General features: G+C 60.2%; 18 protein-coding genes and 10 pseudogenes. 17 read left to right on the top strand and 11 right to left on the bottom strand.

Going from position 1 to position 26,615, the window contains the following annotated elements:
- Positions 1-202: 202 nt before the first annotated feature.
- Positions 203-969 (top strand): annotated as a pseudogene (gene istA / locus NLM32_RS07350) (IS21 family transposase); the annotation flags it as partial.
- Between the two features lie 24 nt (positions 970-993).
- On the opposite strand, the gene NLM32_RS07355 reads toward istA, so the two are convergent.
- The 3 genes from NLM32_RS07355 to NLM32_RS07365 form a co-directional block, all read right to left on the bottom strand.
- Entirely contained in the window at positions 994-3,066 is a 2,073-nt protein-coding gene (locus tag NLM32_RS07355; RefSeq protein WP_254128542.1) for a recombinase family protein, read from the bottom strand.
- Between the two features lie 333 nt (positions 3,067-3,399).
- Positions 3,400-3,924, bottom strand: coding sequence for a helix-turn-helix domain-containing protein (locus NLM32_RS07360; RefSeq protein ID WP_254128543.1), 525 nt, complete (start codon positions 3,922-3,924; stop codon positions 3,400-3,402).
- 198 nt (positions 3,925-4,122) lie between these two features.
- Positions 4,123-4,446, bottom strand: coding sequence for a DUF5372 family protein (locus tag NLM32_RS07365; protein WP_256561097.1), 324 nt, complete (start codon positions 4,444-4,446; stop codon positions 4,123-4,125).
- Here NLM32_RS07365 and NLM32_RS07370 point away from each other — a divergent pair.
- Together NLM32_RS07370 and istB are read left to right on the top strand one after the other, a co-directional pair.
- Positions 4,440-5,216: pseudogene (locus tag NLM32_RS07370) on the top strand (IS21 family transposase); the annotation flags it as partial. The gene NLM32_RS07365 and the pseudogene NLM32_RS07370 sit on opposite strands and share 7 nt — an antisense overlap.
- Before the next feature lie 16 nt (positions 5,217-5,232).
- Positions 5,233-5,871, top strand: a pseudogene (istB, locus tag NLM32_RS07375) (IS21-like element helper ATPase IstB); the annotation flags it as partial.
- A 6-nt stretch (positions 5,872-5,877) separates the two neighbouring features.
- Here istB and NLM32_RS45985 read toward each other — a convergent pair.
- Positions 5,878-7,980, bottom strand: a complete 2,103-nt coding sequence (locus NLM32_RS45985; RefSeq protein ID WP_309143672.1) for a recombinase family protein — start codon at positions 7,978-7,980, stop codon at positions 5,878-5,880.
- Positions 7,974-8,456, bottom strand: coding sequence for a Y4bD/Y4pK family protein (locus NLM32_RS07385; RefSeq protein WP_254128545.1), 483 nt, complete (start codon positions 8,454-8,456; stop codon positions 7,974-7,976). The genes NLM32_RS45985 and NLM32_RS07385 overlap by 7 nt, the downstream gene beginning before the upstream one ends.
- A 29-nt stretch (positions 8,457-8,485) precedes the next feature.
- Here NLM32_RS07385 and NLM32_RS07390 point away from each other — a divergent pair.
- Positions 8,486-8,623 (top strand): annotated as a pseudogene (locus NLM32_RS07390) (ATP-binding protein); the annotation flags it as partial.
- A gap of 305 nt (positions 8,624-8,928) precedes the next feature.
- Here the strand turns inward: NLM32_RS07390 and NLM32_RS07395 are convergent.
- The gene (locus NLM32_RS07395) at positions 8,929-9,678 is read right to left on the bottom strand and encodes a sulfotransferase (protein WP_254128546.1); all 750 of its coding nucleotides are present in this window, start codon (positions 9,676-9,678) and stop codon (positions 8,929-8,931) included.
- Positions 9,679-10,921: 1,243 nt separating this feature from the next.
- Between NLM32_RS07395 and NLM32_RS07400 the strand changes: the two genes are divergently transcribed.
- Positions 10,922-11,638: a GNAT family N-acetyltransferase gene (locus NLM32_RS07400; protein WP_309143673.1), complete on the top strand. Its 717-nt coding sequence runs from the start codon at positions 10,922-10,924 to the stop codon at positions 11,636-11,638.
- A 194-nt stretch (positions 11,639-11,832) separates the two neighbouring features.
- A pseudogene (locus NLM32_RS07405) lies at positions 11,833-12,556 on the top strand (DDE-type integrase/transposase/recombinase); the annotation flags it as partial.
- Positions 12,557-12,589: 33 nt separating this feature from the next.
- On the opposite strand, the gene NLM32_RS07410 reads toward NLM32_RS07405, so the two are convergent.
- Complete coding sequence (locus tag NLM32_RS07410; RefSeq protein ID WP_254128547.1) at positions 12,590-13,855, bottom strand: IS256 family transposase; 1,266 nt, start codon at positions 13,853-13,855, stop codon at positions 12,590-12,592.
- A gap of 98 nt (positions 13,856-13,953) precedes the next feature.
- On the opposite strand from NLM32_RS07410, the pseudogene NLM32_RS07415 reads away from it, so the two are divergent.
- Both NLM32_RS07415 and NLM32_RS07420 read left to right on the top strand, forming a co-directional pair.
- Positions 13,954-14,196, top strand: a pseudogene (locus NLM32_RS07415) (integrase core domain-containing protein); the annotation flags it as partial.
- Between the two features lies 1 nt (position 14,197).
- On the top strand, positions 14,198-14,386 hold the full coding sequence (locus tag NLM32_RS07420; RefSeq protein ID WP_375143531.1) for a transposase: 189 nt from the start codon (positions 14,198-14,200) through the stop codon (positions 14,384-14,386).
- Positions 14,387-14,448: 62 nt separating this feature from the next.
- Here the strand turns inward: NLM32_RS07420 and NLM32_RS07425 are convergent, their stop codons facing one another.
- Entirely contained in the window at positions 14,449-14,916 is a 468-nt protein-coding gene (locus NLM32_RS07425; RefSeq protein ID WP_254128548.1) for a hypothetical protein, read from the bottom strand.
- A complete protein-coding gene (locus NLM32_RS07430; RefSeq protein WP_254106310.1) occupies positions 14,913-15,197 on the bottom strand; it encodes a hypothetical protein in 285 nt (94 codons plus the stop codon). The genes NLM32_RS07425 and NLM32_RS07430 overlap by 4 nt, the downstream gene beginning before the upstream one ends.
- A 115-nt stretch (positions 15,198-15,312) precedes the next feature.
- On the opposite strand from NLM32_RS07430, the gene NLM32_RS07435 reads away from it, so the two are divergent.
- The 5 genes and pseudogenes from NLM32_RS07435 to NLM32_RS07460 all read left to right on the top strand — a co-directional run bounded on the left by NLM32_RS07435 (position 15,313) and on the right by NLM32_RS07460 (position 21,342).
- Positions 15,313-16,692, top strand: coding sequence for a transposase (locus NLM32_RS07435; protein ID WP_254128549.1), 1,380 nt, complete (start codon positions 15,313-15,315; stop codon positions 16,690-16,692).
- A 1,708-nt stretch (positions 16,693-18,400) separates the two neighbouring features.
- Positions 18,401-18,803, top strand: a pseudogene (locus NLM32_RS07445) (transposase family protein); the annotation flags it as partial.
- A gap of 86 nt (positions 18,804-18,889) precedes the next feature.
- Entirely contained in the window at positions 18,890-19,306 is a 417-nt protein-coding gene (locus NLM32_RS46210; RefSeq protein ID WP_371933156.1) for a transposase, read from the top strand.
- On the top strand, positions 19,303-19,656 hold the full coding sequence (gene tnpB / locus NLM32_RS07455; protein WP_254128550.1) for an IS66 family insertion sequence element accessory protein TnpB: 354 nt from the start codon (positions 19,303-19,305) through the stop codon (positions 19,654-19,656). The genes NLM32_RS46210 and tnpB (NLM32_RS07455) overlap by 4 nt, the downstream gene beginning before the upstream one ends.
- 72 nt (positions 19,657-19,728) lie before the next feature.
- Positions 19,729-21,342, top strand: a complete 1,614-nt coding sequence (locus NLM32_RS07460; RefSeq protein WP_254128551.1) for an IS66 family transposase — start codon at positions 19,729-19,731, stop codon at positions 21,340-21,342.
- Positions 21,343-21,444: 102 nt separating this feature from the next.
- On the opposite strand, the pseudogene NLM32_RS07465 reads toward NLM32_RS07460, so the two are convergent.
- Positions 21,445-21,600 (bottom strand): annotated as a pseudogene (locus NLM32_RS07465) (transposase); the annotation flags it as partial.
- A 158-nt stretch (positions 21,601-21,758) separates the two neighbouring features.
- A pseudogene (locus tag NLM32_RS07470) lies at positions 21,759-22,732 on the bottom strand (ISNCY family transposase); the annotation flags it as partial.
- An 852-nt stretch (positions 22,733-23,584) separates the two neighbouring features.
- On the opposite strand from NLM32_RS07470, the gene NLM32_RS07475 reads away from it, so the two are divergent.
- The 4 genes and pseudogenes from NLM32_RS07475 (at position 23,585) to tnpB (NLM32_RS07490) (ending at position 26,057) form a co-directional block, all read left to right on the top strand.
- A complete protein-coding gene (locus NLM32_RS07475; protein WP_254128552.1) occupies positions 23,585-24,814 on the top strand; it encodes a Fic family protein in 1,230 nt (409 codons plus the stop codon).
- Between the two features lie 17 nt (positions 24,815-24,831).
- Positions 24,832-24,975 (top strand): annotated as a pseudogene (locus tag NLM32_RS07480) (transposase domain-containing protein); the annotation flags it as partial.
- Positions 24,976-25,324: 349 nt separating this feature from the next.
- On the top strand, positions 25,325-25,723 hold the full coding sequence (locus NLM32_RS07485) for a transposase (protein WP_254128299.1): 399 nt from the start codon (positions 25,325-25,327) through the stop codon (positions 25,721-25,723).
- Positions 25,704-26,057 (top strand): IS66 family insertion sequence element accessory protein TnpB, encoded by a 354-nt coding sequence (gene tnpB / locus NLM32_RS07490; RefSeq protein ID WP_027584880.1) that lies wholly within the window; start codon positions 25,704-25,706, stop codon positions 26,055-26,057. Before NLM32_RS07485 ends, tnpB (NLM32_RS07490) begins: the two co-directional genes overlap by 20 nt.
- Positions 26,058-26,615: the final 558 nt, after the last annotated feature.

Raw genomic sequence — 26,615 nt, forward strand, 5'->3', positions numbered from 1 at the left:
TATCGCAAGACGGCGCTCAGCCCTCAAGCTGCATGTTTCGCGCGATCGTGAGCACGGATTTCAGGGGATCGTGAGCAGAGATTTCAGACGATCGTGAGCACGGATTTCGCGGGATCGTGAGCAGCTTTTCAGTGGCTCAGCCCGCTTCGGCTGACAACTCAACCGGCTTAGGAACTGCCTCGTCAGTGAACGAGGAAGGCCGATGCCCACCCAGAGATTGTCGATGCGCCGGATCAAAGAGGTTCTCCGCTTAAAACATGTTCAAGGCTTGCCGGAGCGAGCCATCGCGCGCACCCTGGGCATCAGCAACGGTGCCGTGCACAGCTATCTGCGCCGGGCCCGGGCTGCCGGGCTGAACTGGCCGTTGCCGGCCGGAATGACCGATGAAGACGTGGAGCTGCTGCTTTTTCCTGCGCCGAAGCTTGCGTCGCAGAGCCCCCAGAGGATCGTTCCCGACTGGGGCTATGTCGACAAGGAGCTGCGCCGGCGCAACGTGACCCGCCGGCTGCTGTGGGACGAGTATCGCGCCACCCATCCCGATGGCTTCGGCTACACATGGTTCTGCACGACCTACGAGGTCTGGAAGGGGCGAGCCCGACCTTCGATGCGGCAGACCCATTTGGGCGGCGAGAAGGTTTTCGTGGATTTCGCCGGCGACACCGTCGACGTCATCGACCCCTCAAGTGGGGAAGTGCAGTCGATGAAGCTGTTCGTCGCGGCGATGGGTGCGTCCAATTATATCTACGCCGAGGCTGCCCAAGCGAGGGGCTCGTCGACTGGATCCGGGTCCACATCAACCTTTTCGCCTTCCTCGGCGGCGCGCCGACATTCGTGGTCTGCGACAATCTCAAGGCCGCCGTCACCAATCCCGACCGCCACGATCCTGGCCTCAACCGAACCTATGCCGAGATGGCGGCTCACTACAGCACCACAATTCTGCCGGCGCGGCCGTATCGACCTCGGGACAAGGGCTCAGACTCATATTGCACCTCGTCAGTTACGTGAGGATGAAGTTACAGGATCGATCTGGTAATCGCGCTTGTGAGCGAACTTCGTCGGCAGGTCCTCTGGCGGAATCTCATAGAGGAAGTCGCCGCGATCGTTGACCGGATGTGCGCGTAGCAGGCCACGTCGGCGCCACATGTGGACGGTTGAGACCACAACGTTGTAGCGAGCCGCGACGTCCTGCGGAGTCAGCAGTCCCTGCGCGAGCAGGCGTGTATGCCGATCGATGAGGTGGTAGCTATGGCGAAGCCGCCCGATCCGCGCAGCTGTCCAAGGAGTGGTCACGACGGTCCGCACGCCTCGCTCGTTGAGCAGATCGGCGATCTCTTTGTCCGTGTAGGTATCGATGAGGTGGTCGATCTCCTCGATCACGGCGGCATCTGTCGTACGCAACTCGACACACGACTTCGGCAGCGGCAGATCCAGTGAGCGCGTCGCGCCGCCGACGAAGCAGATATCCACGTGGATCGTATCACCCTTGCTGAGCGCCACGTCCTCGATCAGCAGGCGAAGCATGCGCTTCTTGTCTTTCATCTGCGTACACGGATTGCGCCAGAGGCGGGGGAAGTCGGTGGCGAGAGCCATCAGCGCGGTACGCTCGGCATCGGTCACGACGCTTACATCGGCGGCCGAGGCTTTGTTGTATGCTTCCTGTGCAGCGGCGAGCGCACGAAGCTTCGTATTCCAGTCGGCTTCCAGGGCATCGGCCACCAGCCGGTTGTCGGGATCGACCTTGAGGAAGCGGCGCTGCGCGAGTTCTGCATCATACTTCGCTCGCTCCACGTGCTGACGGCGCAACCGATCTGCTTCCTCCTGACGGCTGGCGAGCTCCTGTTGCACGCTGAGAGCGACGTCGACCGCCAGCGGCGTCATTGCCTCGATCAGGATGTCGCTGATCGCAGCATCGAGTGCGCTGCCATGCACCGTCTGACACAGACCGATCTCGCCGCGGTGCATCGGGCGCCGGCCACACCAGTAGGTCGGCACTTGTTGGTTGTGGTGAGAGTGATAACGCACCGACATACGCTCGCCGCAGCTCCCGCAGATCACAAGACCTTGCAGCAAGGCCGTCCCCTCGCGCGCCGGGCCCCGATGCTGCTCGGTGCTCCAGGCCAGCGCATTACCCTTCACACGGTCCAGGTTCGATCGGTACTCCTCCCAGCTGATATAGCCCGGATGGATGTCGCGCAGCAGGATCCACTCCTCGCTTGGAACTTGCCGCGAAGAGTACTTTCCGCTCGGCAGACGACGGTGTTTGGTACGACCGAACACGAAGGCGCCGGCATAGCGCGGATTATGGATGATCTGCCGAGCGCGACAGTGCAGGAGCTCAGCCCACACGAGTTCGCCCTTGTGTGCGCCACTTCTCAAACGGCGCGGGAACAGCAGCTCCTTCGCGTGGAACTCCTTTACCACCGCCAAACAGGAGCCTGCGCGCCTGAAGGTGTCGAAGAACAGCCGCACGGCTGCCTGCACCTGGAGGTCCGGATCAAGGATAACACGCTCCTGTGTATCATGCACAAAGCCGACCGGGACCATCTGCTTCAGCTCGCCGCGGCGGGCGCGGCTGAGGATGCCGCCGCGAAGTCGCGCCTTGAGCACATGAAGTTCGGCTTCACTCATGGTTCCTTTTAAACCCAGGAGTAGACGGTCATTGAAGTGCGCCGGATCATACAGCCCGTCTTCATCCAGGATCAGTGTGTCAGCGAGTGCACACAGCTCGAGCAATCGATGCCAGTCGGTGTTGTTGCGCGCAAGGCGCGATACTTCAAGTCCGAGTACGATCCCGACACGGCCCAGGCCAACCTCGCTGACCAGACGCTGGAAGCCCTCGCGGTCGGCCGCGCTGGCGCCGGATTGCCCGAGATCGCTGTCGATGACCACGATCCGATCAAGCGGCCAACCGAGTGCGACGGCACGATCGCGCAGCGCATACTGGCGCTGCGTACTCTCGGTGTTCTCGAAGACCTGGCGCAGCGTCGACTGTCGCACGTACAGGAATGCCATGCGCGACAGATGCGTGGCCGTGATCTTCTGATTGGCCTCACTGTTCATTGGCATGATCGATATCCCTCCTTCGGTTCGGGTGTTCGACACAACGCGTCGAGAGAACCAGATTGGCCAGAAGCGCAGTCAGATCGCGATGCGGCACGCTGCCGAGCCACTGCGGCGCAGACCACGCGCTGGGAGGTTCAGCCGCCGGCATCTCCGCGGCGTTTGCGGTGCGCAGCACGCCTGACGCACGGATAACGCCCTCAAGTGCCCTGAGCCACCTGGGCATCCCTTCGCACAGCAGCAAGGCAAGACCGACGCCGCCGGGCTGACCTCTTGGACTCACCCCGCCGAGATCGGCTCGCGCGCCGATGACCTGTGAACGAAGCAGCTCGTAATGGGCTACGTACGGCGCGGGTTCGAGCGCTGCCGCTTCGGCGATCGGGAGCGTTTTTTTTCCTGCGGTTTCAGATACGGGAGCAGACGTCGCAGGATGCTGCGGGGATGGGCATAAATGCCGCAACGTTCGGCCAAGAGCTCGGCCAACTCTGCACCGCTTGGCATGCGTTCGGCCTCGCGCACCGCCTGCGCCAGCACGGCAAGGGCCTCCTCGGTAAGCTTGTGCGCACGCTTCGGCCCGCGTTTGCGTGGTAACAGGCCCGGCAGACCTTCGCGATTGAACAGCTCCCAGGTCACGTAGTAGACCGGCCGGGACAGTCCAAAGGCCTCTGCTGCATCCACCACGGCGCGCCCCTCCTTCTCGACGCTGCGTAGCATCTCGTACTTGACCTGGACCAGATCGTTCGGATCGAAGAATGCACTGCCGCGAAAGAGCGGATCGGTCACGGCCTGAGGGCGCGGGTGGGTGGCGCCCTGCGCCAGCAAGGCCTGTCGGCGCCGCGCCCGCTGACGTGAATCTGATGCCATCCGGCCTCCTTGAAGCACGAATCGCGTATGTGTCTTGATAAATAGATACAACATATGGACGGATATCAAGAAGATGGGATCGCAAAATCCACAATTGTCCTATCTTATCGCCGATTATTTGCTGGTCACCGTGTGTCGTCTCGCGCGCCACCGCCGATGCATGCACATATTTCCTAAGACACATTGTACATAATTTGCCTAACATGACGGTGGCTCCTCCTGCTGCCTCCGGCCCTCATCGATGAGCTTGCGCAGCTCACGCAGTCGATCGGCTCGGAAGAAGGCGCGACCAGCACCAACCGTGACTACGAGTTCGGGCTCGATAACGTCAGTCCATTCGACCGGAAGCGTGCGCAGCCTCCCTTCGGGGCCTGCGTATGACACGCGGTCTCCGCCCCAGTTGTTGCGCACGGCGAGCAGCTCGAACGTCTGTCCTCGCAGCGGATGGAACGGATGGGTGACCGTAAAAACTTGCGCGCCATGCTCGTCACCGTATGCAATGCGCGCTCGACTCCAAGGCAAAGGTCGAAGTTGCGGTGCAAGTCGCCCAGCGATGGATTCTGGCTCGGCTGCGCAACCAACGCTTCTTTTCGTTGGCGGAGCTGAACGCGGCCATCAAAATACTCGTCGTCGAACTCAATGCAAGGCAGATGCGCGACTTTGGCGCCAGCCGCGCCGAACTGTTCGCCGAGCTCGACAAGCCAAAGCTCACAAAGCTGCCGGACCAGGCTTACGCTTTCGCGCGCTGGAAGCGATGCCGGGTCGGCCCCGACTATCATATCGAGATCGACGGACACTGGTATTCCACGCCGTATCGGCTCATCCGTGAGCTCGTTGATGCGCGCATCGACGACAGGACGGTCGAGATCTTCCACAACGGCCGCAGGATCGCCAGCCACGCCCGCGAGCCCAACCGGCGAGGCCACACCACCGTCACCGACCACATGCCCAGCGCCCATCGCCGCTACGGCCAATGGACGCCCGCCAGAGTGATCGCCGCCGGCGAGCGGATCGGTCCGTCGACCGCCGCCTTCTTCCAGACCGTGATCGCGGCCCGGCCGCACCAGGAGCAAGGCTTTCGGACCTGCCTCGGCATTCTGTCGCTCGTCAAAAGCTACGGTGCCGAGCGCGTCGACGCAGCCTGCCGGCGTGGCATTCTGATCAAGGCGCGATCCGTCGCCTCGATCCGCTCGATCCTCCAGAACGGCCTGGATCGCACCTTTCTCGACGAGTCCTCCGAACACCAACCCCTGCGCCACGGCAACATCCGCGGTCGGGATTATTTCCACTGAAGCCAAGGAGACCTGTATGCTCAACCATCCTACCCATGAACGCCTGATCGAGCTCGGCTTGAGCGGCATGGCCAAGGCCTTCGAAGAGCAGCGACGATCGCCTGATCTCGAAGCCTTGCCGTTCGAAGATCGCATCGGCCTAATGGTCGACCGGGAAGCCGCGGAACGCGACACCAGGCGGCTCACCACGCGCCTCAAGCTGGCCTCGCTCCGCCAGAATGCGTGCGTGGAGGACGTCGATTTGCGCACGCCGCGGGGCATCGACCGGGCCGTCTTCGCCAAGCTCGTCAGCGGCGACTGGATCAATCGCCACGAGAATTTGCTCATAACCGGGGCGACCGGATTGGGCAAAAGTTGGTTAGCCTGTGCCCTCGGCCACAAAGCCTGCCGCGACAATCGCTCGGTTCTCTACCATCGCGTCCCAAGGTTGTTCGAAGCGTTGGGGCTCGCGCGGGGCGATGGACGTTATGCTCGCTTGCTCAAAACACTGGGCCGCGCCCAGGTCCTGATTCTCGACGATTGGGGATTGTCAGTGCTCACTGCGGCCGAGCGGCGCGATCTACTGGAAATCCTTGACGATCGCCATGGCCGCGCCTCCACCATCGTAACCAGCCAACTCCCTGTGGAAACATGGCACGAAGTTATTGGAGAGCCGATGACTTCATGATGCCTCCTTCTTCGAACGCTTGGTGCGTCGTACCCGCTTGCGAAGCTGACCGATTTGGTCGTCCGAGAGCTCGATCTGCCATGGCTGGCCTTTGGTTAGCTGACGACCTGCCAGCAATCCCCGCGCGAGATAATCGAACACCGTCTGCGGGGTCACTCCAAGCTCAGCCGCGGCGCCCTGAATCGAGAAGCTGCCGTCGGGCCACCGCATCGGATTCTTATCCACGCCGTTGATTTTGATGGTGGGAATGCCCCAGCGGGTACGCAACAGCCAGACATTCTCGCCTTTGAAGGCGCAGCCTCGGGCCGCGACGAAGCCTTCCTGATTGAGTGTTGCCGCGATCTCGCCATCCATTTTGTGTTCAGCATTCAACTCGACGATCCGTCGCCGCAATCGATCAAGGTCGATGTAATCGCGGTAGGTCTGAACGCGCCGTTGCACGTGATGCTCGCTGGTTGCACCGGTCTGCCAGACGATCTTGAGCCAAACCTGACCTCGGGTCTGCTTCTGATCAAGAACGACTTCGCGGATGACAAATCGCAGAATGCGCTTGCGATCGGCTGCCGACGTGGTGGCCGCGTTCCAAATCCGTGGCAAGTTCTCGCCGAGCGCTTGTAGCCCTGCGCATTCCGCTGGGCCAATCAGAAGCGGCTCTTGCGCGCGCCAACGCGCATGCTCCTGCTCGACCGTCTCGACGAGACGCAACTTCTCTTCCCAAACCCGCTCAAGGGAGCGTGCGACAAGACGGTTCTCGGGCTCGACGGCGTCATACTGACGCCGAGCGCGCTCGGCCTCGTAGCGGGCGCGCTCGACGCGAAGCGCCCACTGGCGCTCGAGCTGATGGTTCTCCTGCTCCAGTTGGCCCGCGGCGGCGAGTGCGATCTCAATCTGATCCGGCACCAGCGCATCGAGGACCACCCGCTCAACCAGCGCGTCAACCGCCAAGGCCCGGACTTCCTGGCACATTGCACTGCCTTGCTGGTCCCGATCCGAGCGGCAGCAATAGACCGGATAATCGGCATTCGGGCCCGTGTAGCGCATGCTCATGCGCCGTCCACAACGACCGCAGATCGCAATCCCTTGTAACAGGGCTGCCCCCTTGCGCGGTACGCCAGAATGTCCTGCCTCATAGCGGCAGACGTTATCTGCCAGTCGCCCCTGGTTGGCCATGAACTCCTCCCAGCTGATATAGCCTGGGTGAGCGGCATGGAGGCAAACCGCCCAATCTGCGATCGCCACCTTGACCGTTCCCGTCAGCGATCCCGGCCGGCATCGGCTCGGATCTTTTTGCCGGCGGCCATAAACATACGCCCCAGCATAGGCCGGATTTTGAAGGATGCTAAGGACGCGTGCACTATCTGGCAAACGCCAAACGATCTCATGTGGAGATGGTCCAAGCAGCGGTCGAGCCGGTAACGACAATCCATTCCTGTCCAAGTAACGCATCACACGGCGAGCGCTTTGCAGTTCTCGAAATTTGGCAAACACGAGATAAAGACGGGCCTGCACCTCCTCATCGGGATTGAGAATAATCTTGCCCGCTCGATCGTAGGCGAGCCCGGCTGGCAGAGGCAGCCGCAGTTCGCCCCGCGCCGCCTTCTGGCGCTCCCCTTGGTGAAGGCGCATCCGAAGCTGATGCAGCTCCGCCTCGCTCATGATGCCGGACAAGCCCAACAACAGGCGGTCGTGGTAGGCGCGCGGATCGTAAAGCCGCTCACCATCCGCAATGAGCACGCCGAATACCGAGCACAGTTCGAGAAGCTGATGCCAGTCCCGATTATTACGAGCCAAGCGAGAAGCGTCGAGACTCACCACAAGGCCGGCGTTGCCAAGGCTGATCTCGGCGATGAGCTTCTGGAAACCATGACGATCCACACCGCCAGCACCGGATTTGCCCAGATCCTCGTCAATGACCTGGACGCGCTCCGGCGGCCAGCCCAGACCGATGGCGCGATCGACAAGGTGGTACTGCAGCTCGGTGCTCTTCTGATGCTGGCGCACCTGGTTCACGGATGACTGCCGCACGTAGACATAGGCCAACTTGGCTCGGTGTGCGGTCGTGAGCCGCTCGTCAGCGATGTTCGAGCTGATCAGCACGACCCAGTTCCCTTCCGGGTGTGCCGGGGATCGCTTGCATTCGCCGCATCAGCACGGCGATCGCTTGAGCAATCTGGGTTTGCGTCGCGGTCGACAGATTCGGCCAGAGGCGCGGAATGTCGGCCGTCGGACGGCCGGGTGGATTTGCCAATGTTGGCAGCGGTCGATACGCAGCGCGACCTGGAAGCGGTCGGCGGGTCATCGCGAATCACCTTCTCGTCGAGAAGGCCCAGACTCGCGCTCAAATATTGCATCAATGGGATCAGCGTACGCACACTGATGCGCGGCAGATCGGCCGCGTTCGGGCGTGAAGACGTCTCAGCAAGGTCCGTCGACGCGATCCGAACTCCTCGCCGTCGTCCGTCCGGCAGCACAACAATAACGTAGGCGGGACCACGTCCCGACCGCTCCTTCAGCACCTCAAGCCGTTGTCCGAACAGAAAATGATGCGGGTCGGTGATCGTGACGTGAGACACGACCCGTTCAAGAATAGGGGCACTCTGCCGTGTTCGGCGATCCCACGCTCGCCGACGCGATTCTGGATCGCCTCGTCCACAACGCTCACCGCCTCCAGCTTGCCGGCGAAAGCATGCGAAAACGCAACGCCAAAACCATCACCCTTGACGAGCAACCAGAACGCTGACCCTATCACCGCCTCGGCCGGAGCGAGCTGCTCACGATCCCCTGAAATCGCCGCTCACGATCAGCGAAATATGCACTCAAGCACGCTTCGCGCCGCTGTGCGGTGGCCTGCGGCCATGCTTGACCGCCAATCGCCGCCTTGCACTGGCAGAAGGCAGGTCGGGACAAAGCGATGGTCTCTTCGGCCGAACAAAGCGATGCCACAATGTCGGTCGCAAGGAGGCCATAGACGTCAATGCACCCACCCGTTCTTCAAAAGAGGCAGTAAATTAAATTACGCCGACGCTCGCCGCTACTGACCGCGAATCAGGCTTCACCAACCTCAAAGAACCGTTCGTAAGGTCCGTCGGCGAAGTGCCGCCGCAGCTCATGAAAGTTCTGCACGGTTTGGTCTAGTGGTCGCGTTTCTTGGCGCTGAAGCATGGCGCTACCAGACAACTGAAGCGCTGGGACCCCCAGGAATGCCCAAACCGTTGCCAGGCAGGCGCTTGGTTGATGGTGTAGCCTTTCATACTCGATCACGAGCATACTGGTCGATGCGAAGGACTGAGCAACACGGGCATGGAAATCGTCGGCGGCCTTGAAATAGGCCTCGCAGTCGGCGATTGACAATGTAATGCGCGGTGGCGGTGCGGCCTCGCCGTCAGAACTGAATCTCAGCCATTGGCCGCTCTGCCTTGCTTGCACCAGCGATCGAAGCGATTCCATAGTGTTTCTCCGAAGCACGAGGATGACCTTCAGGCGTGGCCAACGAACCAGCTCGGCAAAAACACCGGGACGATCGTGAAACTGCGGTTCGTTGATCTTGCACCCAACATGCGTCAGCTCAGGCTTATCGCTTCGCGTCGGATAGCGCAGATACGCAAGCTCGAGAAGCTCGCGCTCGCTCCGCAACAAACGATCCTTATCGTGCCAATTCGTATCAGATGTATTGAGCAGCTCACCGTTGCTCAACACGTTCGGATGCTCATTCAGCAACTCTTCAAGATAGTGGGTGCCAGTCCTCGGCAATGCCAGGATTACAAATGGCTCGGGCGGCGATGTAGGGCGGGTCATTGCATCTTCCTTAGATAAATTGCTTGCAACAACTCGAGATCGCATCAACGACGATAACGTTAGCAGGCTCATGGTGGTCCCTGCGTTTCGCAGTAGCGGGCTCGCATCTGGATGCGTTCGGATGTCTCATGGTGTGATTTGGCGATCGCATAACTTTCTAGATCATTTGTCGAGTAGCCATGGATGGTTTGCGGTATAGGGGCTGATGACACAAAAAGTCGGCCACACCAGATGTTTGGCCGGCACATCTAAAACAACCACCCGGTGTAAAAAGCAGACTAGTGCCGTCGTCAAACGTCAGATAGAGACTGCAGCATCTGCCGGTGTCAGCGCGCTCATTGGGCGCGCTAGAGACGGAGGTCTCGAAGCGAGCGTTGTTCTTAGAGCTTGAGCGACGATCGATATCCATCCGGCTATGCTCGAATTAAATTTCAACAAACTGACGTTCTCTACCCTCATTTCGTGGGATTGGTAAAATCGGTTATATGGATGTGGGCACATCCAGTTTGCGGATAAATAACCTAGCGCTGCGCACACCGGAGGTGCCATCGGTTTGCGACCTTGTCGCCTATGGCAGCCATGATCCGTGCCGGTTTGCTCGCCTTTAGGAGGGCGACGATCGCGTCAGGCTTAGTCCGTTCGAAATACTGACCTGCCACCAAAATGTCATCCAGCAGCGGTTATGCCGCCCCTGGAGGCTCCGCCATAGCCAGCACGACGCCGATAAAGGATCAGGATAGCTAATTCTTGACCAAGCACCACTTATGCCGAAAATATCTGTGCTCGAACATTCAAAATGTCTGTGCTCGAACATTCAAAGGATAGCCTCACCGAGGCCCGCAGTTGGCACACGTTTTGAACGAGAGACCCCAGCTAGAACAGCTCACTGGAGTCCGGATGTTATCACATCAGGCCATTGCCGATCTATGGCCTCAACGTGCGAGGCTTGCTAACTGCCCGGCGACAAAATCGGGAACACGATTCAGGCGCAGCTGTCCTACCGAGCGTAGACCCGCGAGTTCCTCTCATCGCAAACTAGAAAAAGTCCCTGTGTCGCTCGCTACGAGCGGCGGTTGCAGGCTGCCGACGCTCGACGCGGACAAGCCAGCCTACTTTAGGAAGGGGGCGATGACGCTCCTAGACCCAGGAAGCACCTAAGCTCGCCAAGAAGATACAGAAGGTTAACCCGCTGACGAGCTTGGTCCCTGAGGATCGTTAACGCGACCGTCTGAGAAAAAAGAGCTTGAAACGGAAACTGGATGAAGTCGACGAAACCTCCATTGGTGCGCTCTTCTGCGCACGTTCAAAAGGACTTGTCGTCGGTTCTAGCTTTGCAACTCAGACGCCCAGATTGAGACTTGGAACAGACATCATGACAGCGGAGACGGACATCAAATCTGCGCACGCAAAAATGCAGGCGACCACCGTCTGGACATTGGTGCTCGGCTTTGCCGCGGACCCGTTGGCTCGATGGAGCTGGCCTGCTCCAGACCAATATCTTACGAGCATGCCTCAGTTCGTTGAGGCCTGCGGCGGACGAGCATTCGAACATGGCACGGCATACGTGACGGGAGGGGGGCACGCCGCGGCGCTCTGGCTGCCGCCCGGCGTGCAGCAAAATGAGGTGGCACTCGACGCAATTATGGCTCACTCCCTACGTCCGGAGATCAGCGAAGATATGGCACAGCTTCGGCTTGGAATGACCGAACATCATCCACCCGAGCCACATTGGTATCTGCCTCTCATTGCTACCGATCCGAACTGGGTCGGGCAGGGGCTTGGCACATTGCTGATGAAACACGCTCTCAGGCGATGTGATTCGGAGGGCACTGCCGCCTATCTCGAAAGCTCAAATCCGGAAAACATTCCCTTTTACCAGCGCCACGGCTTCAAGGTCATTGGTGAGATACAGCATGGTGATTCGCCGCGACTAACGCCAATGTTGCGAACAGCCCATTGAGCGGAATCCGGCGAAGAGAAGTTTCGCATGCTCCAGTCCGCTTTATCTTGGAGTGGCCTCTTTACTGGCCGCCGAGATCCGCATGCTGCGCAACAGTGGGGCTCGGTGACACCGTTTCACTTTCTTGCTTTTGTTTTTGACTGCGGGATTCTAGATAGCGCGGTAGCGCTGTCCATCAAATCCACAGGCCCCCGATGTTTCGCGTGAAGATGCGCCTTGGTTGGATCAGGCTTTACGAGGCAACGGGCGATGCCGGTCTCGTCTGTCGACGCTGCGGCATTTCGCGCTGACCTTGCGCAAATGGTTGCGCCGGTTCCAGGAAGCCGGCGAGGTTGGGCTGGTCGAGCGCAACCGCCGGCCGCCGCGCCAGGCGAAGGAGAAAGTCTTCGAGCCCGAGGAGTCGTTGATCCTGTCGCTGTGGCGCGAACGCAAGCTCGAAATCAAGCAGTTGCGCAACGAACTGATCCGCTGCCACGACGTTGCGCTCTCATTCGACACGCTGCATCGTGTGTTGTGTCGCCACGGTGAGCAGGTACTGAAGCGCCCGCGCCGCAAGAAGACCACAAAGCGCTACACGCGGCCGGTTCCTGGCGACCGGATGCAGGTGGACGTCTGCAAGATCGCGCCGGGCGTTTACCAGTATACGGCAATTGACGATTGATCCCGCTACAAGGTGCTGGGCGTTTATCGCCGAAGCACAGCGGACAACACGCTGGACTTCCTGGAGCGCCTCATTGAGGAGACGCCGTTTCCGATTCAGCGCATCTAGACCGATCGCGCTGCGAGTTCTTTGCCGAGGCTGTGCAGCAAACGCTGATGGACTGGGCGATAAAGTTCCGTTCCATAAAGCCGCGCTCACCGTATCTGAATGGCAAAGTCGAACGGACTCAAGGGGCAGACCTCGAAGAGTTTTGGTCAGAGCTAAGGCTGATTCTGGGTGACGCGGCCTGATCAGGCGGCGTGGCTTTCAGTGGTCGGAGTGACCTCGATGCCGTCGGTAAACTTTACACCGGCGATGACCTTCGGCAACTGATTTGTTCCTTTCAGTCGGCGCCATGTCTTCGATGCGGCGTCGATCAACTTGAACACCATCAGCTTCGCGGTTTTCGGCGAGAGCGATCCTTTCGTTCGCACCGTCCGGTGCCGCACCGTGGCGAACACACTCTCGATCGGATTCGAGGTGCGCAGATGAGCCCAATGCTCGGCAGGGAAGTCGAAGAACGCGAGCAGCGCCTCACGATCCTTGATCAAGCACTCGACCGCAGGCCCGTATTTGGCACGGTATTTCTCGACGAAGGTGTCGATCGCGGTTTCGGCTTTCGCCCGGCTCGGCGCCAGATAGACGTTCCGCAGGTCGTTCTTCATTGCGCCCTGCACGGATTTGGCGACCTTGTCGAGCACGTTGCTGACTTTGTGGCACCAGCACCGCTGGTGTCGCGTGCCAGGGAAGACCTCGTCGAGAGCCTTCCAGAACCCCAGAGCGCCGTCACCGACCGCCACTTCAGGAGCGATCCGCAGGCCGCGCTGCTTCACATCGATCAAGAGCTCACGCCAACTCTGGGCGCTCTCGCGGGCGCCCACCTGGAAGCCGACCAATTCCTTGCGGCCCTCCGGCGTCGCGCCGACCAGCACCAGGATACATTCGCTGTGATCCTCCATCCGGGCCTGCAAATAAACGCCATCGGCCCAGAGATAGACGTAGCGCCGCGCCGACAGGTCACGTCGCTGCCAACGCTCGTACTCGGCCTGCCAGTCGGCCGTCAGGCGTGCAATCACCGACGCCGACAGGTTCGGCGCATCCTTGCCGAGCAGCGCCGACAGCGCGTCCTGGAAGTCGCCAGTCGAGATGCCGCGCAGGTAGAGCACTGGCAGCAGGGCATCCAGGCTCTTGGTGCGCCGCGCCCACAGCGGCAGGATCGCCGAGCTGAAGCGGATCCGATTGGCCCCGCAGGCGCCGCGGTCCCGAACCTTCGGCCGGGCGACCTCCACGGGGCCGATGCCGGTCTGAATTTGTCGCGCCGGTCCATAGCCGTGCCGGACCAGCCGGGCCCGGCCGTCGGGCAGTGTCAGCTCGGACGTGCTGGCCAGAAACGTATCGACCTCGATCTCGACCGCCCTGGCAAGCAGCTCGCGCGCCCCAGCGCGCAGGATATCGGTCAGTGGATCGTCAACCGTGAAGGGCTGACGAAAAGCAAAAACGTTGGTAGTCTCGGTCATGGCGTATCGCTCTCCTTGAGAGGTTTCTGGCAGGCTGGACACCCGCCTCGATACGCCGCCTCTCTCAACCCGTCATCACCCAGTTTCGGCCATAGCTCTTTTGGTCAACGGTCGATCCGAAGGCCGCCGACATCGAGGATCGGATTGCCGAATGGCAACATCATTGGAATCGGCGCCGCCCGCATACCGCACTCGGCGGTGGCACGCCTATCGATCGCGCCTGCGACCTGTCGGACGTCACCCCGTTCACAGGCCGGGTGGAATCCCGCATCGACCCTACAAAAGAGCGGATCAGAATCCCAGACTATCGCTTTGATCAGGCGTTCGCTGCGCCGAAATGATGTGACCAGACCCTACACATCATGCTTGGTCGATCGGCGATCCCATGCCCACGTCGAACATTCGGTGGCGACGCTGGTGGGGCAACGGATATTCGCCATCGCTCTCGGCTACGAGGACCTCAACGACCATGAGACGCTGCGCCACGATCCGTTGATGGAGAAAACTCAGGAGCCCGCCGACCCGCGTTGAGGCAACGCCACGTGCCAGACCGAGAACGTCCCCCTTGAGGCTCCACAGTTGGTCGCAACCCATTAAACAGCGGGTAGCTCGACCGCACCATCACGGCTTGTAAGACTGATCCCCGCAACGGCTAGCGCACGCGTAAACTCCTCGTGAGGATAGTAATAGTGCTGGAACTGCTCAAAACTATCGAGGCGCTTCAGTAGAGCATTTGCACTGATCTTTTCGTTGCCGAATTCACCGTGCATATTGTCGATTATAGTTTGGCGTATTTTGGGCTCTACATTCCGCAATGCGTTAACCAAGTATCCTCCCGGTCCTGTTCTTACTTCTGTGGACGTATAAGCGCCTGCGACTTTTACCGCCTCGATATGAGACGCCATCGAAACACGACAGGTGGGGAATACCCAGACGTTTAGATCCGATAAGGCCAGGAGATAAAGTGCAGCGAAGAATGAGAAACATTCCTCTATGTCTAAGAGTTGCTCGGGACGATTATCTGTCTCAGCTTGACTTTGGCCAATTTTGAACTCGTTCATGGGGTACGCGGACCCCTGAACATGGGATCGTTCTCGACGATTTCATGAGCGCTCGTGAGCATGAGTTTCATGCGCCCCATATTGCCAAACGTTGTCCAGCGCCCCTTCACGTTCGACCAGTAGAAGAGCTCGAAGCGATCGGTATCTGGAATGGGGCGCAGCCGTGCGACCGGATTTGAAGTCCGACGGTTGATAACTAAATAACCGCTACGGCTCTTTTCTATGTCGTGATGCGTGAACTGAGCAGCAATCTGGGCAAGCGTTGGGTCGGATTTTGCCATAGCGCTCAATGTGCTCGATCGGTGCCGCGCGGGCCAGAGTGGATCGGTTTGCCGATTCAATTTGTCGCAGCTGGACGAGGTTGCTGCGATTCAACATGCCGATTCTACCGATGGGATGCAACACGCCCGTCTTCTTCCCCGCTCTTGCGATCCGCTGCCGCCGCGTTTTGCGGCCCGGCTTGCAGTCTTCACCGATCTGTTCACGCGTCCTACCTGGCCGAATGTTCTGATGCTGCTCGCCGGCGTTATCCTGGCGCCCGGCCGGCGCACTGTCACGGCGGCGCTGCGCATCCTCGGGCGAGAGCGCGATCCCGATTTCTGTACTTTCCATCGCGTCCTCAACCGGGCGGCGTGGTCGTCGCGGGCCGCGGCAGGCCGCCTGCTGCTCCTGCTGATCAAGGTCTTCGTGGCGGCCGGCGAGCCAGTGGTGATCGGGCTCGATGACACCATCGAGCGACGCTGGGGACCCAAGATCAGCGCCCGCGGCATCTATCGCGACCCGGTGCGCTCCTCCAAGGGGCACTTCGTCAAAGCCAGCGGTCTGCGCTGGCTTTCCGCCATGTTGTTGGTGCGCGTGCCGTGGGCCGATCGCATCATGGCGCTGCCCTTCCTCACACTGCTCGCCCCCTCCAAACGCTTCTATGACGGCAAATCGCGCTCGCCCAAGACGCTGCTCGATTGGGCCCGCCAGGCTGCTTGGCAAATCCATCGTTGGCTGCCCGATCGATATATTGTCCTGGTCGCCGACAGCGCCTTTGCGGCCATCGAGTTCCTTGCCGCAGTGCGCAAGCATGTCTGCATTGTCACCCGCCTGCGCCTCGATGCCAACCTGTTCGAATTTCCCCGACCAAAGCGCAAAGGTCGTGGCCGCCCTCCAATCCGAGGTAAGCCCCACAAAAAACTCTCTGCCATCCTCAAGGATCGCAACGTGTCCTGGACGCGCTACCGGGTCAGTCTCTGGTACGGCCGAACCAATCGCATTGTCGAGATCGCAACCGGCACCGCGCTGTGGTATCGCGGCGGCGTTCCGCCGGTACCGATCCGCTGGCTTCTCGTCCGCGACCCAACCGGCGAGTTCGACCCGCAGGCCTTCCTGGCGACCGATCTCAACGCTCTTCCCCGCGACATCCTCGCCTGGTTCGTCAGTCGCTGGCAGGTCGAAGTCACCTTCGAGGAAGTTCGCGCTCACCTCGGTGTCGAGACCCAGCGCCAATGGTCGGACAAAGCCATTCTGCGCACTACCCCGATCTTGCTCGGCCTCTACTCCATCGTCACGCTATGGACCCACGACCTCGCCAAGGCACAAAAGCTCAAGCCCAGAACCGCGGCTTGGTATCCAAAAGCCGCGCTGACCTTTAGCGATGCGATCGCATCCGTCCGACGCCAAATATGGGCTCATCAGATTTCTTTCATGTCCCGGCCGCGCCGGAACAGTATAGAAATTCCGCGCCATATCTGGCGCCGGATGGAGAACGCGCTCGCCTACGCCGCATAAATCGGCCAAAGTCGAGCTCAGGCGTTGTTATTTTATTCCAAGTGGGCATGCCGATAATCAACGGCCTCACGGGGGCATACGTCGTGCAAAGATACCTTGCGTGGTGCACGGTCGCCAACACGTCAAACGCAACGTCTCTATTTAGACCGAGCATTGCTCCTACTGAAAGATTTAGACCAGCTCTGCCTGCTCGATCCTGACTCTGCAGCCTGAATAAGAAACCATTACCATTCTTCACAATACGGAAATCATCGTCGATTCCGTACGCCTTTGGCCCGCGCGAAATATGTTGATTATACACAGCCTCGTCGTATGTCTCTTGCCACATTATCATGCCGTCAGCGCCGCAGGCAGCTAGCGTCTGATATTGCGCTTCCGTAAGTGCCATTGTGCAAAACAAAAGCTGACGGGAACTAGTTGGAGGGACAAGCGATCTCAGCCTCCGCAGGAGAACTGGAAGAGCATCACGGACAAATCGAATGTCGTCGCCGCCCACTAGTTCGATATCCTCTATGCCCTTCTCAAGCAGATATCGAGCTTGAATATCAACGATTTCCTCATCAATAGTTAGACGGCCCATTTGCGTATTGTCGGCGCGCCAGCCGCAAAAATCGCAGTTGGATGCACATCGATTGGTGACCTCCACGGGAGACAGTGTGGTAACAGAGCGACCATACTTCCGCGCCCTGATACTGGCAGAACAGTCAAGAACCGCCGCCTTAATCTTCTCAAAATCGGGCGTGTTGATCGCGCCAATGAACTCAGTAAGCTCCGTAGGTAACAAAGGACGATGTTGCGCTTGGTCTAATATGTCAGCGGCTTCCTCGAGGGATATTCCGATAGCTGCACGGGACGTCGTGCGCAATTCATCAACTGGTACTTGGTACATCTCTTCATCTTATCCTTCGGTGTTTCCTTCGGTGTTGCCGTTTATTTTTATGGTATTTGACCTGAGCCCCCACAGTCTCCTGCCAAAAGTGATAGCTCCCTCCGTGGGGGCGGCGAAAGACCGAAAACGGAAGGCCGGCAAAACATGTTTGTGCGAGCGCGTTTGACGAGCTCGCTGCACGCGGTGAAACCTCGCTTGAAGAGCGAGGGCTGGTCTTCAACGTGCCGCAACACTCGGTGATGGCAGTGGCGATGGTGATGAGGCGGGTGTCATGGCGAAGGTCCAGCGGGCAGAGCAGCGCAGATTGCTCTCTTTACTCGATTCTCCTGATTGTTTTCTTGGGATGCGATTGATTGGATAGCGGTACGACGACTCCACCTGGTTTAGGGGGACGGGATGAGAGAGACTCGCGCTTGGATTGGACAATGCGAGAGACACTCATTCCATGCAACAAGATAGACATCAAGACAGGCATAGTGCGCGACTCCTATCGCGGATCGAAGTGATCACGGGGGAGAGGCGATGGCGCAGTTGGAGCGATGCGGGGATGGCGCGGATCGTCGTTGAGAGCGCCGAACCGGAGACGAGCATTTCCGAGGTGGCGCGGCGCAACGGGGGCAACTGTTAATCGGCGTTCAAATTTGGCTCTGACTCACTTTTGATGCAGTTTGAGAGATGTCTGGCGCTTTGGTTGGGGGAGAATCAGCGCCATGCAGCAAGCACTCCACCGCTCCAGTCTGGTGCGGCGTGGGTGTGTTGCAGAGGGTGCGCACTACGAAGGTGATAAGGCCGTTATTGCGGGTCCGGGCGTCCGGAAGCGTTGGTCTATGTCCATCGTGCGGTATAGTTTCTCGACGTGTTCATAACCGGTATCGGCGACGCGTGACCGATCTGCCGCTCGCAGGGCGGGTCGTAGAGCTCTTGGTGATCGCCCGCCGCTTCCGCTGCGACGCAGTCTTGTGCGGGCGCCAAATCTTCACTGAGCGTTTCGCCGACGAGGTTCTGGCGCCGTCGGCGCGAAGGACGGCGAGGTTGGACTCTATCGTCCATCATCGAGGTCTGGCGCCTGTGCCGACTGGCAGCGGTTTCGCAAAACGGCTAATGCTGCCGGTCAGCAAAGACACGCTCCTGCGCGTGGTGCGACGCCGCAGCCGTTCCCCCAGCTGACCCGCTCAGGGTCATCGGCATTGACGATTGGGCCTGGCGGCGCAATCACCGATACGCCGTAAGCGGCGTGTCTTCCGCACCTTGTTTGGCGTGAGCTGATCGGCAACATGCGAGCCGTCATATACAGTTAGGTTCGCATATATGGTTGACGATATGGTCGACGCTTCGGAGCCACGGGGCCGGGTGGATATCCAGGTCGGAGCGGGGCGTCGGCGGCGGTGGAGCGACGCGGTCAAGGGAAGGATCGTGGCGGAGTCGTATGTGCCGGGCGCTGTTGCGTCCGAGGTGGCGCGCCGGCACGGCCTCGCGCCGCAACACCTCTTCGTTTGGCGCAAGGCGGCGCGTGCCGGTCTGCTGAGCTTGCCGGCGGAAGATGCGCCATTCTTCGTTCCGGTGGTATCGGAGCTGCACCCCGCCGCTGGGGCGGCCGCGGAAGCGGCAACGCGGAACGCGACAACGATCAGCATCGAGATTGGTGATGCGGTGGTTCGCGCAGCGGCCGGGGTCGATCCGGCCTGGCTGCGCGATGTGCTGCGGGCCGTGAGGGCGACAACATGATCGCGGCTTCGGCGGGCGTGAAGATCATGGTCGCGACGCGGCCGGTCGACTTCCGTAAAGGTGCCGATGGTCTCGCCGCGCTGGTGCGCGAGCAACTCCACCATGATCCATTCGCGGGAACGATCTTCGTCTTCCGTTCAAAGCGAGCGGACCGTTTGAAGATTTTTGCCTGGGACGGGTCCGGGCTCGTGCTGCTGTGGAAGCGGCTGGAGCATAGCGCGTTCCGCTGGCCGCCGATCAGCGATGGCGTGATGCGTTTGTCTGCCTCACAGCTCGCCGCGCTGATGGACGGTCTGGATTGGTCGCGCCTGCATGCCCGCGACATTGCTCAGCCGAGCGCAACCTCATAAACCCTGTGACCAATCGAATCAGGTCGGCCACAATATTCCACAACGGCCCGCGAATCAGCTTGAGTACCGGGCGTGAGCGAGATCACGGATCAACTTCCGACCGACATCGAGGCGCTGCAGGCGCTGGTTGCGGCGGCACGCGCGGAGCGCGACGCGGCGATCGCGAAGTGCGACGCGGCGATCGTTGAACGCGACCAGGCGCTGTCGCAAATGGATCGCCTTCAGCATCTCTTGCGCCAGCTGCAACGCGCGCAGTTCGGTCGCCGCTCGGAGAAGCTCGATCCTGAGCAGTTGCAGCTGGCGATCGAGGACATCGAGCAGGCCATTGCCAGCGACGAGGCGGCCCAGGACCGGAAGGACACGGCAGGCGCACGCCAGCGTGCTGAACGACGCCGCGCCAGCCGTGGTGCGCTTCCGGCCCATCTGCCGCATATCGACGTCACGATTGCCCCGGAAGTGACCTGCTGTCCGTGTTGCCGCGCGCCTCTGCATGTGATCGGTGAGGAGACCTCTCGGCGGCTCGACGTCGTCCCGGCGCAGTTCCGCGTGATCGTCACCCATCGTCCCAAATATGCCTGCCGGGCCTGCACGGATGGCGTGGTTCAGGCGCCGGCACCAGAGCGGCTGATCAAGGGCGGCTTGCCGACCGAGGCGATGGTCGCCCATGTGCTGGTCGCCAAATATGCCTGGCACCTGCCGCTCTATCGGCAGGCTCAGATGCTGCTGGCGCAGGGGATCGACATCAAGCGCTCGGTTCTGGCGTTCTGGGTCGGCTATGCGGCCGCGGAGCTTCGTCCACTCTGGCTCAGGCTGCGCGAGACCATTCTGACCGCGAGCAAGATCGCGGTCGACGAGACCACAGCGCCGGTGCTCGATCCCGGCCGCGGCCGCACCAAGAAGGGCTTCTTCTGGGCGATCGCACGCGACGATCGGCCGTGGGGCGGAGCCGATCCGCCGGCAGTGGCCTACACTTACGCACCCGGTCGCGGTGCCGTCCACGCGCTCAAGCTGCTCGACGGTTATCGCGGCATCGTGCAATGCGACGGCTATACCGTCTACAAGACCATTGCCAACACCGCGCCGGACGCGGCGATCACGCTCGCCTTCTGCTGGGCTCATCTGCGGCGGCGCTTCTTCGACCTTGTCCAGGACGGCCCTGCCCCGATCGCCAGTGAAGTGCTCGAGCGTATCGCTGCTCTCTATGCCATCGAGAAGTCGATCAGGGGCCGCAGCGCCGATGAGCGCCGGGCCATCCGCCAGGAGCGCAGCAAGCCGCAGGTAGCGGCGCTCAAGGCCTGGTTCGACCAGCAACTCACCCGCGTCTCGGGCAAAGCGACAATCGCCGAGCACATCCGTTACGCCTTGAACCACTGGGTTGGCCTGACGCGGTTCCTCGACGACGGCCACATCGAGCTCGACAATAATATCGTCGAACGAAGCATCCGTCCTCTTATCCTTAACCGCAAGAATGCGCTGTTCGCGGGGCATGATGAGGGCGCGGAGAACTGGGCCTGCATCGCTTCGCTGATCGAGACCTGCAAGCTCTGCGGCGTGGAGCCGCAGGCCTATCTGACCGACGTCCTCACCAGACTCGTCAACCTCTGGCCGGCATCGCGCCTGGACGAACTCATGCCCTGGGCGTGGGCCGCCGAGCGAGCTAACGGCGCCAACAGCCTCGCCGCTTGATGAACTCGCTTCCTGGATCGCGACCGCTCCAGCAGGCCTCGTCGCCACTGGCTCCGTGCGTTCCGGCAGCTTCAACAACCCGTCGCGCACCGCCTTGCGCCAGGCCGACAAATGCTGCGGCGACAGATCGTGGCGCCGCGCGACGTCCGAGACGATCGCGCCAGGCACAAAGGATTCCGAGACAATCCGTCTCTTGACCTCGTCGCTCCAGCGCCGCCGGACTCGTAGCTGCGATGCGTCGACAACACGCTCGATCATCTATGCAAACCGTCCTCTTCAAGACGGAACTCATTTTGCCGATCTGCTCAACAGCAACAAGGTGCGGGAGACACGCCGCTTACGATTGAGGAGGAGGCCGGGTGCGGAGATGGCCAAGGTTTCGGAGCGCCCGGCCTCCTCCGCTGGCGTCTGCCACATCATTGGGTTGTTGTGACCTCATGCCCCAGCAGCGCTTCCTCCGTAGGAACGAACAACAACGCGTTCGCTTTTTCGCTGCGCCAGGATTTAAGCCGACGTTGAAGCGTTCGAAGAAGCTTGTTCGGATAGGCTCCAGGATATTCCACCTGCAACCGGGAGAGCAGTTCGCTACCAGTCCGCCAGGGCTCGGCTTCAAACCATTTTCGCAAATCAGGCGTTGCCCGGATGAGCGGGTCGGGACGGCGCCGGCCTCTTTTCGGTTTCACGATTGGCCGATCCTTCGGTCGCATAGCTCCGTCCTTCCAGGCGGTTCGTAGGCTTGCCAGGAAGGGATCGATCGATTGCGATGCCGCAGCAGGATGGGCGATTGGCTGGGTATCCGCGAGCGCTGCGAGGCGTTCCTGCGCGCCGCGGATGTCGCGCAACAACACGACCGGGTCGAGAGCGGCATAGATTTCTTGGAGATGGTGGCGAAGCGCGTCGGGCGTGCGGGCGTCGGCGGCCAAGCGCTGGTGTGGCGTTGCCGGCGCGCTGTATGTCTTGCGCACACGAGCGCCGTCGCGCTGCTTGGCTATCAATTTGAACGAGGGTTGGAAGAAGTTCATGAACAGCCGCGCCGATCGATAGAGTTCAGCCAGCAGCTTGGCCGCTTCCAGGCCCTCGAACCGACGATAGCCGACCATCCTGCGCACGACGGCGCCGTTCTTCTGCTCGACGAAGGCCTGGTCGTTCTTCCGGTAGGGCCGGCAACGCGTGAAGACGATGTTGGCCGCATCGCAGTATGCCTTCAGCGTCTCATTCATGAACACGGTGTCATTGTCCGTATCGAGGCCGGCCAGCGCAAAGGGCAATTGTTTGCGCAATTCCGTCGACGCCGTGCTCGAAGCGTTTGTTCGCGCACGATCGGAGGAGCGCACTCCGTCCAGCCGGTAGCGATGTCGGTGAGCACGAGGGTCCGGATGAAGCTGCCGCGCGGCAATTCGGGTGGAAGCACATAACTTCTTCCATCGACTCGGGGCAGGCGGAGAGATACCAATAGGCATCACGCACGCAGGCGTGGCCGAGGTAAGTGGAGAGCGGCTGGTCAGCTGCTTTTGCATCGACTCCGGCCTGATCGGGCGACCGCAGACCACCGCCCCCATAACGGTCAGCGTTAGGCCATCCTTGTGTAGTGTACCGCAAGATCTCGTTCGCCGGGATTTCCGTTGGCCGTCCAGCCTCCCTTTGACTGATCAGCCGACTGAGCAATAGTCAAATGGCATCGTCCCCAGCAGTCGCGCCCCTCGCTGATCGCCGCTCAGAGTCGGTGAAGCGGGCGCTTGAATTATTGCGATAACCAAGCCGTCGCATGTAAGCGCGGACACATGCTTGGCGCCTGTGCGTCAGGTTAAGGTCAGCTAATCTGCATAGGCTCTCGCTCGACAACGTGCAATTTTGGCGATAGGCGAGGAATCTGATGTACGGTCGAATGGTTGCCTCATCCACGCAGTCCACAAGCGCTAGCGAGGCGGATGACTCGAGAGACTCAGAAGATGCCGTTCGCTTTGCAGAAACGATTGCGGGCATGGAGCTAAGTGATGATCAAGCGACGCAACATTCAGGGGGCGCTCAGGACGACGTACACTCAAGTATGTCGCGAGCCAGTTCTGGCCGGCAGATGGATCAAGCGGAATCGTCCGGCGCATTGCGCTCGGAACTTCAAGCGTGGTGCAATCAAGCACCCACGAAAAACAAGTCGGCATTCTTTCGCAGCAAACTGTGTTGCGCTCCATCGACGTCAGATGAAGCAAGCGCGTCGCAATCACGCGAGCAAAGGCAAGCGGCCATGCATCATGTCCTGCGCTGTTTTGACGAAGGTGGGACGGACTTAGATTTAAGTGACCTGAATTTGTCCCAGCTGCCCCCTGGGCTCAATCGGATTCATCACCTGCGCCGCTTGGATATTTCGGAGAACGCCGCGCTCACCCATTTGCCCAACGAAATTTCGCAGTGCAAGCATTTGACGGAGCTCATTGCGGACCTTTGCTCAATTGTCGAGCTGCCTCATAGTATTGGGATGCTAAAGAACCTAACCACGCTTTCACTATCCTTCAACTCATTACGTGGACTGCCGGATGAAATAGGCGACTGCGAAGCGCTTGAGAACCTTAGCTTGGCAGGCTGCAAACTGCGACTGCTACCCAGCACACTGGGAAATCTTCAAAATCTTTCGACGTTAGATTTGGCATCAAATAGTAAATTGAGCAATCTTCCCGACATGAACCTTAGAAATTTGGCGGTCTACGTTACAGGGACTCAGCTGGCACTCATGTCCCGGATATTCCGGCCTCCGGCGTTAGAGCATCCGGAGCGCTTGTCTTTGTCTAGAACATGTGAGGAAATAAAACGCAGATGGAGTCAAGTCGGAAGTGAGTTATCCGCCGATGCGTGCTTCCGCATTGACAAGCTGCGGTGTTCCGCCTCAACAACATTGGCGGAGAATCATGAAATCGCTTCTTTATGGCAGCATGCTGCAGCCAAAGTGCAGGAGTGGGCGAAGAAGAATTCTCCATTCACGAAAGAAGGCATTTTTGAACTAAATCGTATATTGCTGGGAAATGCGGATGAGGCTACGCACATCGGCGCTCTGCGAAAGGTGCTTGTGCAGGCTGCAGACGAGAATACTTGGACTGCCAAGAGATATCCGCCACCTCAAACACTTTCCAAAGAAATGGCCGCTTTCGCCGATTGGGCCGCAGGCAACGAGCGTGACTTGACATCCAGTGATCCGATGGCTGTGGTGGAGTTCGCGGCTGAGGTCCATCAGCGGCTGGCCAGTCTGCATCCCTTTGAGGATGGCAACGGACGAACCGCTCGCTTGGCAATGGACTGGGTGCTTTTGCGGCACGGACTACCGCCGTCACCGCCGATTGGACCAGCTAGCCGCGCCCCGGCCGTGTTCTTAGGGGTTGGGGAAATTCAGATTGAGGATGTCGTACGAGAAACAGTTCAAGGCATGGAGGCTGCGCTTCGAGAAGCGGCGCCCGACGTGCCATACCGGACCCGTTCGGCATAGTTCGGCGGGCCGCATAAACCTGCAAGATGAACGACGTCGATCCGCAAGCCTGGCTCGCTGACGTGCTGGCCAGACTTCCAGATTACCCTGTCAACAGAGGCGCCGACCTGCTTCAGTGGAATTGGAAGGCGACCCGACAGTCCAAAGCGGCTGCCGCCTGAGCGCCACGGCAGGCCGGCGCGTCCGCCCGGGGTGCTGGCCGAATGCGTACGTTTTCGACCATGCCGTGATCGACAAGGCGGACGGCGTTGTTTTCCGCTGCACGCTGGATAGATCGGAGACGCAGCGTTTTCTGGAGATCCCATCCTGGATGTTCGACCGCGCGGCATGTGTTCGGGGTTGCAGCCTAACGGCAGAGCCCCTTGTCAGCCTGGAAGCGCTCAACGCGATTCAGTGGTCAAGAGCCCGGCATCATCATTGAATGAACGTAAGCGCTCCTTTCTACGCACCTATGCAGTTGAGCGCGGGGATGGGATGAGGTGTCCACCATGAGCGAGGTGGACACCATCGATGATCACTCCAGAAGAACCTTTGAGACTTGAGACGGTCGGCGTGTTGTGCAATGGCCGGCGTCGCTATGATCCGGCCAGCAAACAGCGACTGGTCGAGGCCTGTCTGCAGCCTGGCGTGTCGCTGGCGGGGCTGGCGTTGCAACACGGCGTGAACGCGAACCTGCTGCGCAAGTGGGTGGCCAAGCGACAACTTCAGAACGGGGATGACCAGCCGGAGGCGCGGGCGCCGATTGCGCCAGCTTTTATTCCGGTTTGCGCGACGGAGCGATCCTGTGCAGGGCGGCTGACGGCATCGATGCCCAACGGCGTGACGCTTTCGCTGGAAGGCGGCGACGCGCAGTTGCTGTCGGCGGTGATTGAAGCGCTGGGGCGTTGCGATGTTCCGACTGGCGTCTGATCTTCGGGTCTACCTTCACCGCGAACCGATTGACTTCCGGGCGGGCATCAACAGCCTGGCGATCGTGGTGGAGCAGTCGATGGGGCTGGATCCGTTCCAACGCGCGGTGTTCGCGTTCTGCAATCGTCGCCGCGACCGGATCAAGCTGCTGATTTATGATCGGTCAGGATTTTGGATGCTGCTGAAGCGGCTGGAGGCCGACAGATTCCACTGGCCCCGAAGTCAGGAGGCGGTGCTGACGCTGACGATGGAGGAGCTGCACTGGCTGCTTGACGGCATCAACATCGCGGCGATGCGTCGTCATCCGGTGCGGCAATATCAGAGCGTGGGCTGAGCGTGTTCGATGCGGGCGGCGTCATCGGGCTTCGGCATGGCCGTTCTCAGATGACGCCGCCGAAGACATGACGAAGACATGGGAGCCCGGTTGACGCGGCGGCATGACTTCGATTCAAGACTACGATGAGTGTGCGTCCAGCGAAGGCTGGCATGTTCAGTAGGAGTTAGTCCTACCGGGGTAAAAGTCAGTGCCCTGTAGCACGGATAGCAGGAGGGGAGGAAACGAACCTTTTGAAGCCTATCGACAAGTCTCCCGACGGGGAGATCGCGAGTCATCGGGCCGTATCGAAAGAGAACGCGTTGTGGCCTCGAAATATTGAAGACCGAGGGCCGAGCCCCCATTCATCGGGCGAAGGCAACATGGGCAGCCGAAAACTGACTGACACGGCTGTGCACCTCGGCGGGGTGGAAGCGACAGCACGATGACAAGGACATGCCGAGCAACTGGAGAAGCCCTCCTCGTCCCGGCAAGAAATTGTCGGAGCAAGATAGGCCATATAACCGGCGAACACCGGGAAAGTGGTCGAAGACGAGAGGGTGGCGGCCGGGTCCGTAT

The organism is Bradyrhizobium sp. CCGUVB14 (assembly GCF_024199935.1).
Taxonomy (GTDB): Bacteria; Pseudomonadota; Alphaproteobacteria; order Rhizobiales; family Xanthobacteraceae; genus Bradyrhizobium.

Bases quoted from the DNA above. Each gene is read 5' to 3' on its own strand.
- NLM32_RS07355 (WP_254128542.1), bottom strand. From the start codon at position 3,066: ATGCCAATGAACAGTGAGGCCAATCAGAAGATCACGGCCACGCATCTG.
- NLM32_RS07360 (WP_254128543.1), bottom strand. From the start codon at position 3,924: ATGGCATCAGATTCACGTCAGCGGGCGCGGCGCCGACAGGCCTTGCTG.
- NLM32_RS07395 (WP_254128546.1), bottom strand. From the start codon at position 9,678: ATGACCCGCCCTACATCGCCGCCCGAGCCATTTGTAATCCTGGCATTG.
- NLM32_RS07410 (WP_254128547.1), bottom strand. From the start codon at position 13,855: ATGACCGAGACTACCAACGTTTTTGCTTTTCGTCAGCCCTTCACGGTT.
- NLM32_RS07425 (WP_254128548.1), bottom strand. From the start codon at position 14,916: ATGAACGAGTTCAAAATTGGCCAAAGTCAAGCTGAGACAGATAATCGT.
- NLM32_RS07430 (WP_254106310.1), bottom strand. From the start codon at position 15,197: ATGGCAAAATCCGACCCAACGCTTGCCCAGATTGCTGCTCAGTTCACG.
- NLM32_RS07435 (WP_254128549.1), top strand. From the start codon at position 15,313: ATGCAACACGCCCGTCTTCTTCCCCGCTCTTGCGATCCGCTGCCGCCG.
- NLM32_RS46210 (WP_371933156.1), top strand. From the start codon at position 18,890: ATGGTTGACGATATGGTCGACGCTTCGGAGCCACGGGGCCGGGTGGAT.
- tnpB (WP_254128550.1), top strand. From the start codon at position 19,303: ATGATCGCGGCTTCGGCGGGCGTGAAGATCATGGTCGCGACGCGGCCG.
- NLM32_RS07475 (WP_254128552.1), top strand. From the start codon at position 23,585: ATGCATCATGTCCTGCGCTGTTTTGACGAAGGTGGGACGGACTTAGAT.
- NLM32_RS07485 (WP_254128299.1), top strand. From the start codon at position 25,325: ATGATCACTCCAGAAGAACCTTTGAGACTTGAGACGGTCGGCGTGTTG.
- tnpB (WP_027584880.1), top strand. From the start codon at position 25,704: ATGTTCCGACTGGCGTCTGATCTTCGGGTCTACCTTCACCGCGAACCG.